Here is an 11,757-nt window from a genome sequence, read left to right on the forward strand (position 1 = left end):
CCTCTCCCATTTGCCTTCCTGACGAAACACACGGAGGCGGAGCATGAGCTTCTTTCCCGGAAACGACCCCGAGGCCGGCGACGCCTTCGCCTGCGACGCGATTGAAACCCTGATCATACCGAAAGTGTCCGACATCGGCGGCTTCGAGGTGCGGCGCGCCCTGCCCTCGTTGAAACGCAAGCTGGTCGGTCCATTCATCTTCTTCGACCGGATGGGACCGGCCACCTTCAAGCCCGGCGAGGCCATCGACGTGCGCCCGCACCCGCATATCGGGCTGTCCACCGTTACCTATCTCTATGATGGCGCCATCCGCCACCGCGACAGTCTCGGCACCGAGATGGTCATCGCGCCGGGCGACATCAACCTGATGACGGCCGGGCGCGGCATCGTCCATTCGGAGCGTTCGCCGGAGGAGACCCGCGCGACCGGAAGGCGCATGTCCGGCCTGCAGACATGGCTGGCGCTTCCCGACGACAAGGAAGAGATCGCGCCCACTTTTGAAAACACCGCGGCCGCAGCAATGGGCATCGTCGAGGACGGCAAGGCGCATGCGCGCGTTTTGATCGGTTCGTTTCACGGCGCGTCATCGCCGGTCGCTCAGTATTCCGACACGCTCTATGTCGATATCACCCTGCCGGCCAATGGCGAGATCGAAATTCCTGCCGAAGCTGAAGAGCGCGCCATCTATGTGTCGGAGGGCGAGATCGAGATCGCCGGGGACGTATTCGCGCCGGATCAGCTGCTGGTCTTCCGGCCGGGCGACAGGATCGTCGTTCGGTCGGCGCGCGGCGCGTCCTTCATGCTGTTCGGCGGCGCGTCGCTCGGCTCGCGGCGTTATATCTGGTGGAACTTCGTCTCCTCCTCGCGCGAGCGCATTGAGCAGGCCAAGGAAGAATGGAAAAGCCGCCGCTTCGACATCGTGCCGGGCGACGAAGAAGAGTATATCCCGCTGCCGGAACGGTGACGCCGGGCCACTGTCTTAACCCGTAGTTCACCCTGTCCTTTAGCTCAGGGCTTACCTTCTTTATTTTCCAAAGACTTACCGCGTTTCTTTGCGCCGAAATAACCCGCCTTCCCTAGAGTCTCCGCAGCAACGGGGAAGGTGGCTATGTACTTCAATGACACGCTGAAAACAGCGGTCGTGTTCGCTTTTCTGGGAGCCGCGACGATCGCGGCCCCGGTCACGGGGGCAAACGCTGAACCGCAATTCGACAAGAAACTGGCCAAGGTGCTCGCCGACAAGGCAGCAGCGATGCTCGGCGACCTGCGCGGCGGATACACGCTTGAAGACGGAGCCGGACTGGCGCCTGAGGAAGAAGAGACGGGCTGGTTTAACCAGCGCTCGCACGACGACAGCGCCATGCTGATCGCACCCTATGTCGACCGGACGACGACGAGCTCGATCGAGACCGATGCCTGGCTGTTGCCGCGCACGGACATCCGTGTCGTCTATACCGGCTGACACAATCCATTGACCTTGCGTGCATGATTGTCATTGCCAACGCGCGCGTCGCGCGGCAATGACATGATCATGACCTCTCAGGATAATTCGCAACGCGCCCGTCTTGACCAGTTGCTGGTTGATACAGGCGCGTTCGCATCGCGCTCTCGTGCGAGAGACGCGATCCTTCGCGGCGCGGTCCGCATCGCCGGACAGGCAGCCTCCAAACCGGGCCAGATGGTTTCGTCGGACAGCCCGATCGATATCGACGATCCGGCGCGGAACTACGTCTCGCGGGCGGCGCTGAAGCTGAAAGCCGCGCTGGAGCATTTCAACCTCTCGCCAAAAGGCCGGACGGCTCTGGATATCGGCGCGTCGACCGGGGGCTTTACCCAGGTCCTGCTGGAAGACGGCGCGGCGCATGTCATCGCCGTCGATGTCGGCCATGGCCAGATGGATGCCGGCCTCGCCGCAGACCCGCGCGTCACGAGTATCGAGGGCCTGAACGCCCGCGATCTCGATCTCGTCCATTTGCAGGGCGAACATCCGCGGTTCATCGTTTCCGATGTGAGCTTCATCTCGCTGAAGCTTGCCCTGCCTTCAGCGCTTTCACTTGCCGCGCCGGGCGCGGAAGCGGTGCTGCTGGTCAAGCCTCAGTTCGAGGTCGGACGCGCGAGAATAGGCAAGGGCGGGCTTGTTTCGCGCGAGGATGCCGAGCGTTGCTCCCGTGATCTCGCCCAGTGGCTGTCGGACCAGCCGGGCTGGCGCGTTCTGGGTCTCCATCCCTCCCCGATTTCAGGCGGCGACGGAAATGCCGAATTCCTCCTCGCTGGGAGGAAAGCATGAGCCGGACCGCAACCCTGACGATCGACGAACTCGGTCTGCGCGGCGACGGTATCGCCAAGACAGACACCGGACAGATTTTCGTGCCCTATTCGCTTCCCGGCGAAACCGTGACCGCGATCGCGGATGGCAAGCGCGCCGCGCTTCTCTCCGTCCGGACACCTTCGCCCGACCGTATAGAACCCGTCTGTGCGCATTTCGAGACCTGCGGCGGCTGTTCTCTCCAGCACCTGAGCGAAGAAGCCTACCGTGTCTGGAAAGCCGGCCTACTCGAAAAGGCGCTTTCCGCACACGGTATCGATACGACGAAGATCAAGCCCGCCCAGTTCTGCGACCCGCATACAAGGCGGCGCGCGGTGTTCTCCGCGATCAGAACAGAAAAGGGTATTCAGCTCGGCTTTCAGCAGGCTGCCAGCAACCATGTCGTCGATCTCGACGAATGCCATGTCGTCACGCCGGAAATATTCGGCGCGCGCGCAGCCATGAAGGAGCTGCTTGCAGCCTTTCTGCCGACCGCGAAAACCGTGCATGTGACCGTCAACCAGACACTTGCCGGCCTCGATCTCGCCGTGGATGGAAAGATCGAACCGGGGGATGTCGAAAAGCGCGCGGCGGCCGACAAGCTTCGCGCGCTCGGTTTTGCCCGGCTGACCGTCAACGGGGAAGTGATCCTTGCGCCGAGACGGCCGGTAGTCGAGTTCGGCGATGTGGTCGTCGCACCGCCGCCGGGCGCGTTCCTGCAGGCCGTGCCCGCGATGGAGGAGGCCATGGCTGGCCTTGTCACCGCGCACATGGCCAAGTGCAAGCGGGTCGCCGACCTCTATGCAGGCTGCGGCACCTTCGCATTGCGGCTTGCCAAGGGCTCGACCGTGCATGCAGTGGAAGGTGACGGCCCGGCACTCGCCGCGCTCGACCGGGCGTTTCGCGACAATTCCGACAAGCGGCTGAAGCCCGTGACGACCGAGCGGCGCGACCTCGTGCGCCGGCCGATGACAGCGCACGATCTCAGGATTTTCGACGGCGTCGTCTTCGATCCTCCGCGCGCGGGCGCCGAGGCGCAGGCACGCGAGATCGCGGCATCCACCGTTCGCCGCGTGGCCGCAATATCCTGCAATCCCGAGACTTTAGCCCGCGATCTTTCGATTCTGATTCAGGCGGGTTTCAAGTTGAAATCGGTGACGCCGATCGACCAGTTCATCTGGACGCCACATCTCGAAGCCGTCGCGTTGCTCGAACGGACAGGCGGAAAAAAGCGTCACTGGTCGGACATGTAGGCCGGACTATTTCTTGCGCGCCATGAACGCCATGAAGGCTTCGCGCGCCTCGTCCGATTTCAGCCTCTGCAAAAAGAGTTCGCCTTCCTCGCGGATGCGATCGAGCACGGGCTCACGCGGCCCCTTGACCAGTTTCTTGGCCAGTTGGAGTGCCTCCGGCGGTTTGGCGGCGAATGCCTCGGCGGCCGCGATGACCTCCGCCTCGAGCGCTTCCGGCTCGGCGATCTTCCAGATCAGTCCGGCATCGAGCGCCTGTTCGGCGGAGAATCCCTCGCCCATTGCGAGCAGCGCAAAAGCGCGTTGATGGCCCATGATCTGCGGCGCGATCAGACTGGATGCGGCTTCCGGCACGAGGCCGAGATCTGTGAATGGCGTTTTGAACAACGAGCCGGGCGTCGCGAAGGTCATGTCGCAATGCAGGTGGATCGTCGTACCGATGCCGATGGCCAAGCCATCCACACCCGACACGATCGGCTTCCGCGCGCTGGCGAGCGCGACCAGGAAGTCGAACACATCCTTGCCATGGTCTCCGCCGGTGGCGACCGCCAGGAAATCCTGCATGTCGTTGCCGGAGGAGAACGCGCCGGGCGCGCCGAGAAAAACATGCACGCGCACGTCGTCGTCGGCATCTCCGGCGCGCAGGGCGGAGGCCATCCGGTCATACATGGCGCGCGTGATCGCGTTCTTCTTGTCCGGACGGTTCAGCCGGATAAGCTGAATAGCGCCCCGGCGCTCGACGATAATATGGTCGGACATACTGGCCTCCTCAGGCGATCAGGAATTTGCCGGCAGCAGCCAGGCTGTCTGAGCCCGCTTCGACGGTCATGCGAAGCCCGGCCGTCTCGCCGGCCAGGTTTTCGGCGAAGAACCGGCACAGTGCAGCCCGTTCCTCGTTTTCGCCGTCAGTCAGCGCGGAAGTGGCGAGATAGACACCGCCCGCGGCCAGTCCGAACAAGCGGAGATAAGGTGTCGCTCCGGCCAGTGCGCCGGCCATGTCACCTTCTTTCAACATTCGAGCGAGCGCATCCGTCGCGGCGCGAAGGTCCGCTACCGACGCCTTCAGCCGTTCCGCAGACTGACCGAATGCCGGATTGTTGGACGCGGCGAGATCGGCCAGCACCGCATCGAGCTCATCGAGGTATGACCCGACGCAGGCACCGTCCGATTGCGGCAGCTTGCGCGTCACGAGGTCGATCGCCTGGATGCCGTTGGTTCCCTCGTAGATCTGGGCGATACGCGCGTCGCGCATGTAGATCGCCGCGCCCGTCTCCTCGATATAGCCCATCCCGCCATGCACCTGCACGCCGATCGAGGCCACCTGAGAGCCGATATCGGTCGAGAACGCCTTTGCGACAGGGGTCAGCAGGCTCGCCCTCTCGTGCCAGGCGCGCGCCTCGTCGCCATCGTGGACTCGCGCCATGTCGATCGCATGCGCGCAGGCGAGGCAGATCGATCGCGCCATCTGGGTCAGTGCGCCCATGGTCAGGAGATCGCGCTGGATATCGGGATGGAGAACGATCGGGCTCATGCCCTCGCCGGTCCAGCCCGGTGCGCGCCCCTGGCGGCGTTCATTGGCATATTCCACGGCCTTCTGTCGCGCTGCTTCCGCGACGGCCACACCTTCGACACCGACGGCCAGGCGGGCATTGTTCATCATCGTGAACATGCAGTTGAGGCCACGATTTTCCTCGCCGACCAGCCAGCCGATCGCGCCCGGCTCGTCGCCGAACTTGCCGTCTCCGTAAATCATGGTGCAGGTCGGCGAAACATGGATGCCGAGCTTGTGCTCGATGGCGTTGCACCAGACATCGTTGCGCGCGCCGAGCGACCCGTCCTCATTGACGAGAAATTTCGGCACGAGGAACAAAGAGATGCCACGCGTTCCGGCAGGCGCGTCCGGCAGGCGGGCGAGCACCAGATGGACGATGTTGTCCGTCATGTCGTGTTCGCCGTAGGTGATGAAGATCTTCTGCCCGAAAATCCGGTAGGTGCCGTCGCCGACGGGTTCCGCGCGGCTGCGAAGGGCGCCGACATCGGAGCCGGCCTGCGGCTCGGTCAGGTTCATGGTCCCGGTCCACTCGCCCGATACGAGTTTCGGAAGATACTTTGCTTTCAACGCGTCGGTCGCATGCGCCTCGAGCGCCTCGATCGCGCCCATCGTCAGGGTCGATGCCAGTCCGAAACCCATCGACCCGGAATTCCACATTTCCGCGACCGCCATGGCGAGCATCGTCGGCAAATTCTGGCCGCCATATTCGGCATCGGCGGCAAGGCTGTTCCAGCCGCCCGCCGTCCAGCTGCGAAAGAGATCGACATAGCCATCGGGCATGGTCACGACCCCATCGGCGCAGCGTGCGCCCTGCCGGTCGCCCGGGATGTGCAACGGCGCGATTTCCTCCGTCGCGAAACGGCCCGCTTCCTCAAGGATCGCATCGACGAGATCCTCGCTCAGATCGCCGAAGCGGCCATCGGCAAGCGCGGCCGAAAGGCCCGCGACCGATTTCAACGTGTGGGCAATTTCGCTGACTGGGGCTTTGTACATGAATCCCTCCCGAACGACTCGCGGCAACGACCGGCTTCCAACCGATGCAGGCAGCGCTAAATTCTTTTTACGTAAACGTCAATATTTCACGTTCACGTCAACAAGCACGATATTCCCGGAAGCCATGTTGCACGCGCCGACGGCGTACATACATAGTTGGTGAAGCGAAACCAGCGAGTATTTATTCCGTGGCATCCGATCTCAAACGTCTCCTCCCGAAACGCTTCCGTCGCGAAGGACCCGTGATCCCGGTTGTGCGGCTCCACGGCATGATCGCTGCCGGCAGTTCGCCGATGGCGCAGCGGATCTCGCTGGCCACCACAGCCACGATGATCGAAAAGGCATTTGACGACAAGCGCGCGCCCGCGGTCGCCTTCAGCGTCAACTCGCCCGGCGGATCGCCCGCCCAGTCGCGGTTGATCTTCAAACGCATTCGCGACCTCGCGGAAGAAAAGAACAAACGCGTTCTTGTCTTCACCGAAGACGTGGCGGCGTCCGGCGGGTACATGATCGCAGTTGCCGGCGACGAGATCATTGCGGACCCCTCCTCCGTCATCGGCTCGATCGGCGTGATTTCCGCCGGGTTCGGTTTTGTCGATGCGATCGGCAAGCTCGGAATCGAGCGCCGGGTTCACACCGCCGGCCAGAACAAGTCCATCCTCGACCCGTTCCAGCCGGAAAAGGAAGAGGACGTGGAGCGGCTGAAAGCGCTGCAACTCGACATTCACAAGGTTTTCATCGACCTGGTGAAAGCGCGGCGCGGCGACAAGCTGGCCGATAATCCCGACCTCTTCACCGGCGCATTCTGGACGGGCGAAAAAGCCAGGGAACTGGGACTGGTCGATCACATCGGCGACATGCGTTCCTTCCTGAAGGCGCGCTTCGGCGACAAGACGGAGTTGCGCCTTGTCCAACCGCAGCGCAATCTGTTCGGACGCAGGCAGGCGGCCGGTGTCATTTCCGGTCTTGCCGGCATCGACGCCGAGACGCTTTCGGCGTCGGCCGCCAACGGGCTCGCCGGAGCGTTCGAGGAGCGCGCCCTGTGGGCGCGATACGGATTGTAGGCAACACCCGGCAGGGGGAGAACGAAATGCCGCAATTGCTGTTCATAGCCGCCGTCGCAGCGGTCGGGGTCATCGGTTACCGCGCCTTTGTGAAAGAGGCCGAGAAAGTTTCTGCGCGGGTGCGCCGCGCCGAGAAAGAGCAGGAAACCGGAGCCGTCGGAACGCTTGTCGAAGACCGGGAGACCGGCGAATACCGGGTCGTGAAGCCGGACGAATAGATAAAGGGCGGCCCAAAGACCGCCCTTTCCGTTTCCACCGGCGTCGCGATCAGCGCATGATCGCCGGGTTCGGGCAGTAGTAGACCTCGTTGGTCGGCAGCAGCACATAGCAGTCCCGCACGGCGACCTTTTGTCCACCGACCATCTTGTAGGTCAGTTCACACGAGCAATCATCCTTCGATGAGGCCACGCGTCTCGGCGGCGTCCAGGGCGTGCAGTCGATGGCCGCGACGCTGGCTGTACCAGGCCTGCACGGAGGCAACTTCTGTTGTTGCGGGCCCTTGTCGCTGATCGAGTTGCCGGGCTCCTTGTAGGTCTGCTTTTGCAGTTGTTGAGCCTCTGCCGAGGACAGGCCGGCAGCGACTTCCGCACCGATCGTGGTAACGGCGAGGCCGGGAATGAGAATGGCCAGTGCAAGCGTTTTGCGGATATTCAATGCGATGGTCATGACGTTTTCCTTTCGGTTCAAGTTTCAGCCCCGAACTTTCGGTCGGCGCCCCGTCAAAGCGGGACCACGGCTGCCTGAAAGTTGACCTGATCTTGCGTTTTTCCGGTTGGAGCTTCTGTGCCACTGCGCACAGGACCGGACATTCCGCCGCTCTTGACCGCTGGTGACCGTCATGCAACGGAAGCGCCGACCCGTCAGAAGGCCAAATCAATGACCGCGCACACCACTATCGATACACTACATCCCACCCGCTCGTTCCAGGGTCTGATCCTGACCCTGCACAACTACTGGGCGTCGCATGGTTGCGTCGTGTTGCAGCCTTACGACATGGAGGTCGGCGCAGGCACATTCCATCCGGCGACGACGTTGCGCTCGCTCGGCCCGAAATCGTGGAAAGCGGCCTATGTGCAGCCGTCGCGACGGCCGACGGACGGCCGCTATGGCGAAAACCCGAACCGGCTTCAGCACTATTACCAGTACCAGGTCATCCTGAAGCCCTCGCCGCCGGACCTTCAGGACCTTTATCTGGGATCACTGAAAGCGATCGGGCTCGATCCGCTGCTGCATGACATCCGTTTCGTCGAGGACGACTGGGAAAGCCCGACGCTCGGCGCGTGGGGGCTGGGCTGGGAGTGCTGGTGCGACGGGATGGAGGTCTCGCAGTTCACCTATTTCCAGCAGGTCTGCGGCATCGAATGCGCGCCGGTATCGGGCGAACTGACCTACGGGCTGGAGCGGCTGGCGATGTATGTGCAGGGCGTCGACAATGTCTACGACCTGAACTTCAACGGCCAGGAAGGCGAAGACAAGATCACCTATGGCGACGTCTTCCTGCAGGCCGAACAGGAATATTCGCGGCACAATTTCGAATATGCCGATACGGCGATGCTGCTGAAACATTTCGAAGATGCAGAGAAGGAATGCGAAGCGCTGCTCAAGGCAGGCGCGCCGGATGGCGATTCCAACGAACGCCTGCACAAATGCGTGCTGCCGGCCTACGACCAGTGCATCAAGGCGTCCCACGTCTTCAACCTGCTCGACGCGCGCGGCGTGATCTCGGTCACCGAGCGGCAGAGCTACATCCTCAAGGTCCGCAACCTGTCGCGCCAATGCGGCGAGGCGTTTCTTCTGACCGAGGCCGGCGGCGTGAACTACTCGGGCTGAGGGCTATCGGCGAGAGCCGTGAAGCCGCTCCGACCGTTTCCGTCGAGCGGCTCCACTGTTTGCGACCTGCGCTTATCCGGCCGACTTGAACGCGGATGCGAGTTCGCCCGCCTTTTTCTGCGCGGTCAGGAACTCGGCGCTCGTATAGGCGCGCACCGTCTTGAGGTTGGACACCGTTCCCGAAGCCCCGGCCACCATCAGCGCGGGAACCAGGTTCGCGCTGTCATCGGTATCCACAAGCAGCATGAAATCGCTGTCCCCGCTCGTGATGTAGTAGCTGGTCATCTTTCCGCCGGCGGCTTCGACAAGCGAGCGCGTTGCGGCTTCTCGATCCGAGGGATTGGCGATCATCCCCTTCATTGCGGCTGCGGTATAGTTCCCGGTGATTACGAATTGCGGCATTTTCAGCCCTCCCTTTTCAATATGATTTCGTTGTCGAAAGCTCCGTTTTTCTCTTCAGACCACGGCGAAACATCATAACACCGAAAGATCACCTTCCCTAACGGAATGTTGAATGGGTGCCAAACCGCCGTCGCGCCGGCACGATCACCGGCGGAAGGCTGTTCATCTTGGCGAAGCTGCAAATGGCAGGCGGGCCTCAATGTCCGGCGAAGCGGTGCGCCGGCGCACCGAACTGGCCTGAAGGCTCGTGCTCACGCGCGGGCCAGGACGAGGAAAACGCAATCCGGGCGCTGCCCGTTATGCCGGACGCCATCGACGGCGTGAAGAAACGGCATAAGCGCTATAGAATTAACCTTTGTTAATAGAACGGAAAATTGCCTACCGTCTATTTATGATCTATGAGATTAATATTGGAAAACCCAAATCTAATACTCGGTTGTAAAAATGGCGGATAAAAAATCGAACCCATCGAGTGAACCAACTGCGGCAAAGGAATGCTTTGTTATAATGCCGATTTCCGATGCGGAGGGATATCCAGCCGGTCACTTCACCGAAGTCTATAGCGAATTGATAAAACCTGCTGTCGAAAGCGCCGGGTATACCCCGACACGAGCTGACGAAGTTGTTTCCTCCAACATGATTCATATCGACGTGATATCTAAGATTGTTCATGCAGACCTTTGCGTTTGCGATCTTTCTTCGAAGAACCCTAATGTAATGTTCGAATATGGAATACGCCAAGCTTTTGATAAACCTACCGTATTAATTAAGGACACAAGCACAACTAGAATATTTGATCTTTCCGGTTTCCGAGATATCGAATATGATACATCACTTCGCGTTGGAAATATACTAAAGAAGCGAAACGAAATTAAGGATGCAATATTAGAAACTATTCAAAATCAAGGAACAGATGGAAATGTCTTCTCCCTAGTATCACTTCTAGGCTTAGCCAACGCCGCACAAATCCCAACATCCAACGCAGACCCAGAGGCGGCTCAGTTTCAAATAATAATGAAGCAAATCAGCGCTCTTCAAGAAATAATAAATTCTAAAATTATTTCAAATGATTCAAATTATCTACAAAAACATCGAAATAAAACACAACCTCTTGGTTCGCAAGATTACACTCATATTTATGACGGAAATTTACAGGTAAGCATTAATAGAGAAATGTCTAAAGTTAAAATATTTGATACAAATAGTAAAAAGATTTACAATCTTAATATGCTTGATAAAATTCCCATTGAATTAGAGGGAAAATTATCAAGAGAAATTATCCAAGAAATATACAATACATTACTCCCGTAGAAAAAACCACCATGACCGCACACGGCATCGTCCACTGGACCGAATTGAACACGCATGACGCCGACAAGGCGATGAAGTTCTATGGCGAAACACTTGGCTGGACCTTCGACGCCATGCCGATGGGCGGCGACGCGCCTTACTACCTCATCTCGTCCGAGGGCGAGACGATCGCCGGCATCTTCACCTTGACCGGCTGGAAGCTCATGATGGTTCCGGAGCACTGGTTCACCTATTTCTCGGTCGATGATGTCGATGCCCGCGTCGAGAAGGCGAAGGCGGCCGGCGGCCGGCTCATCCGCGAACCGATGAACATTCCCAACATTGGCCGCGTCGCAATCGTCAAGTCCGCGTCGGGCTCGGTTTCGGGCTGGATCACCCCCGGCTGAAATGGGGATCATTGGCCTGACGCGCCCGCAACGGCTTCATTCCGCTTACGGATTGGGCTAGTCTCCGAGCGTCCAACAGGAGACCTTCGCATGTCCAGCAGCATGATTATTCTGGCGATCGTTGTCGCCGTGGCCGGCTATGTCATGGTCACCTACAACGCGCTGGTGCGTGTCCGTCAGATGGTCCAGGAGGCATGGAGCGGTATCGACGTGCAGCTGAAGCGGCGCGCCGACCTGATCCCGAACCTCGTCGAGACGGTGAAAGGCTATGCCAGCCACGAGAAGGAGACGCTTGAAAAGGTCACCGAGATGCGCACCCGCGCACAAAACGTGCCGGCGGGTGACGTGGCCGGGCGCGCCGCGGCCGAAGGCATGCTCTCGCAGGCGCTCGGCCGGCTGATGGCCGTCGCCGAAGCCTATCCCGACCTCAAGGCGAACGAGAATTTCCGCGACCTGCAAGGCACGCTGGAAACACTGGAAAGCGAGATCCAGATGGCCCGGCGCTGTTACAACGGCTCGGCGCGCGAGCTGAACGTGAAGGTCGAGAGCTTCCCGTCCAATCTGGTCGCGAACAATTTCGGCTTCGCCAAGGCGGACTATTTCGAACTGGAGGATCCGTCGGATCGCGAGACGCCCGACGTCAAGTTCAATTGACCCGCATCGA

Annotated in this window: 14 protein-coding genes; 10 read left to right on the top strand and 4 right to left on the bottom strand. The window is 60.4% G+C overall.

Annotation, left to right across the window (positions count from 1 at the left end):
• Positions 1 to 43: 43 nt before the first annotated feature.
• The 4 genes from LC343_RS17355 (at position 44) to LC343_RS17370 (ending at position 3,558) form a co-directional block, all read left to right on the top strand.
• Positions 44 to 964 carry a pirin family protein gene (locus LC343_RS17355; protein ID WP_223478428.1) on the top strand — a complete coding sequence of 307 codons (921 nt, stop codon included), beginning with the start codon at positions 44 to 46 and terminating at the stop codon, positions 962 to 964.
• A 144-nt stretch (positions 965 to 1,108) separates the two neighbouring features.
• Positions 1,109 to 1,462: a hypothetical protein gene (locus tag LC343_RS17360; protein WP_223478429.1), complete on the top strand. Its 354-nt coding sequence runs from the start codon at positions 1,109 to 1,111 to the stop codon at positions 1,460 to 1,462.
• 69 nt (positions 1,463 to 1,531) lie between these two features.
• Complete coding sequence (locus tag LC343_RS17365; protein ID WP_223478430.1) at positions 1,532 to 2,287, top strand: TlyA family RNA methyltransferase; 756 nt, start codon at positions 1,532 to 1,534, stop codon at positions 2,285 to 2,287.
• The gene (locus LC343_RS17370) at positions 2,284 to 3,558 is read left to right on the top strand and encodes a class I SAM-dependent RNA methyltransferase (RefSeq protein WP_223478431.1); all 1,275 of its coding nucleotides are present in this window, start codon (positions 2,284 to 2,286) and stop codon (positions 3,556 to 3,558) included. The genes LC343_RS17365 and LC343_RS17370 overlap by 4 nt, the downstream gene beginning before the upstream one ends.
• Before the next feature lie 6 nt (positions 3,559 to 3,564).
• On the opposite strand, the gene LC343_RS17375 is transcribed toward LC343_RS17370, so the two are convergent.
• On the bottom strand, positions 3,565 to 4,314 hold the full coding sequence (locus LC343_RS17375) for a crotonase/enoyl-CoA hydratase family protein (protein ID WP_223478432.1): 750 nt from the start codon (positions 4,312 to 4,314) through the stop codon (positions 3,565 to 3,567).
• 10 nt (positions 4,315 to 4,324) lie between these two features.
• Positions 4,325 to 6,100: an acyl-CoA dehydrogenase family protein gene (locus tag LC343_RS17380; RefSeq protein ID WP_223478433.1), complete on the bottom strand. Its 1,776-nt coding sequence runs from the start codon at positions 6,098 to 6,100 to the stop codon at positions 4,325 to 4,327.
• A 188-nt stretch (positions 6,101 to 6,288) separates the two neighbouring features.
• On the opposite strand from LC343_RS17380, the gene LC343_RS17385 reads away from it, so the two are divergent.
• Together LC343_RS17385 and LC343_RS17390 are read left to right on the top strand one after the other, a co-directional pair.
• Positions 6,289 to 7,164 (top strand): S49 family peptidase, encoded by an 876-nt coding sequence (locus LC343_RS17385; protein WP_223478434.1) that lies wholly within the window; start codon positions 6,289 to 6,291, stop codon positions 7,162 to 7,164.
• Positions 7,165 to 7,190: 26 nt separating this feature from the next.
• Entirely contained in the window at positions 7,191 to 7,382 is a 192-nt protein-coding gene (locus tag LC343_RS17390) for a hypothetical protein (RefSeq protein ID WP_223478435.1), read from the top strand.
• 49 nt (positions 7,383 to 7,431) lie between these two features.
• On the opposite strand, the gene LC343_RS17395 is transcribed toward LC343_RS17390, so the two are convergent.
• Complete coding sequence (locus tag LC343_RS17395) at positions 7,432 to 7,830, bottom strand: hypothetical protein (protein ID WP_223478436.1); 399 nt, start codon at positions 7,828 to 7,830, stop codon at positions 7,432 to 7,434.
• A 210-nt stretch (positions 7,831 to 8,040) separates the two neighbouring features.
• On the opposite strand from LC343_RS17395, the gene LC343_RS17400 reads away from it, so the two are divergent.
• Positions 8,041 to 8,994 carry a glycine--tRNA ligase subunit alpha gene (locus LC343_RS17400; protein WP_223478437.1) on the top strand — a complete coding sequence of 318 codons (954 nt, stop codon included), beginning with the start codon at positions 8,041 to 8,043 and terminating at the stop codon, positions 8,992 to 8,994.
• Between the two features lie 72 nt (positions 8,995 to 9,066).
• On the opposite strand, the gene LC343_RS17405 is transcribed toward LC343_RS17400, so the two are convergent.
• A complete protein-coding gene (locus tag LC343_RS17405; RefSeq protein WP_223478438.1) occupies positions 9,067 to 9,396 on the bottom strand; it encodes a GYD domain-containing protein in 330 nt (109 codons plus the stop codon).
• 444 nt (positions 9,397 to 9,840) lie between these two features.
• Between LC343_RS17405 and LC343_RS17410 the strand changes: the two genes are divergently transcribed.
• From LC343_RS17410 to LC343_RS17420, 3 genes are all read left to right on the top strand, one after another.
• Positions 9,841 to 10,707 carry a hypothetical protein gene (locus tag LC343_RS17410; protein ID WP_223478439.1) on the top strand — a complete coding sequence of 289 codons (867 nt, stop codon included), beginning with the start codon at positions 9,841 to 9,843 and terminating at the stop codon, positions 10,705 to 10,707.
• An 11-nt stretch (positions 10,708 to 10,718) separates the two neighbouring features.
• A complete protein-coding gene (locus LC343_RS17415; protein ID WP_223478440.1) occupies positions 10,719 to 11,093 on the top strand; it encodes a VOC family protein in 375 nt (124 codons plus the stop codon).
• Positions 11,094 to 11,195: 102 nt separating this feature from the next.
• Positions 11,196 to 11,747: a LemA family protein gene (locus LC343_RS17420; RefSeq protein WP_223478545.1), complete on the top strand. Its 552-nt coding sequence runs from the start codon at positions 11,196 to 11,198 to the stop codon at positions 11,745 to 11,747.
• The last annotated feature ends 10 nt before the right edge of the window (positions 11,748 to 11,757 follow it).

The organism is Oricola indica, from assembly GCF_019966595.1.
Classification (GTDB): Bacteria; Pseudomonadota; Alphaproteobacteria; order Rhizobiales; family Rhizobiaceae; genus Oricola; species Oricola indica.

Coding starts and splice junctions, on each gene's coding strand:
- LC343_RS17355 (WP_223478428.1), top strand. CDS start 44: ATGAGCTTCTTTCCCGGAAACGACCCCGAGGCCGGCGACGCCTTCGCC.
- LC343_RS17360 (WP_223478429.1), top strand. CDS start 1,109: ATGTACTTCAATGACACGCTGAAAACAGCGGTCGTGTTCGCTTTTCTG.
- LC343_RS17365 (WP_223478430.1), top strand. CDS start 1,532: ATGACCTCTCAGGATAATTCGCAACGCGCCCGTCTTGACCAGTTGCTG.
- LC343_RS17370 (WP_223478431.1), top strand. CDS start 2,284: ATGAGCCGGACCGCAACCCTGACGATCGACGAACTCGGTCTGCGCGGC.
- LC343_RS17375 (WP_223478432.1), bottom strand. CDS start 4,314: ATGTCCGACCATATTATCGTCGAGCGCCGGGGCGCTATTCAGCTTATC.
- LC343_RS17380 (WP_223478433.1), bottom strand. CDS start 6,100: ATGTACAAAGCCCCAGTCAGCGAAATTGCCCACACGTTGAAATCGGTC.
- LC343_RS17390 (WP_223478435.1), top strand. CDS start 7,191: ATGCCGCAATTGCTGTTCATAGCCGCCGTCGCAGCGGTCGGGGTCATC.
- LC343_RS17395 (WP_223478436.1), bottom strand. CDS start 7,830: ATGACCATCGCATTGAATATCCGCAAAACGCTTGCACTGGCCATTCTC.
- LC343_RS17400 (WP_223478437.1), top strand. CDS start 8,041: ATGACCGCGCACACCACTATCGATACACTACATCCCACCCGCTCGTTC.
- LC343_RS17405 (WP_223478438.1), bottom strand. CDS start 9,396: ATGCCGCAATTCGTAATCACCGGGAACTATACCGCAGCCGCAATGAAG.
- LC343_RS17410 (WP_223478439.1), top strand. CDS start 9,841: ATGGCGGATAAAAAATCGAACCCATCGAGTGAACCAACTGCGGCAAAG.
- LC343_RS17415 (WP_223478440.1), top strand. CDS start 10,719: ATGACCGCACACGGCATCGTCCACTGGACCGAATTGAACACGCATGAC.
- LC343_RS17420 (WP_223478545.1), top strand. CDS start 11,196: ATGATTATTCTGGCGATCGTTGTCGCCGTGGCCGGCTATGTCATGGTC.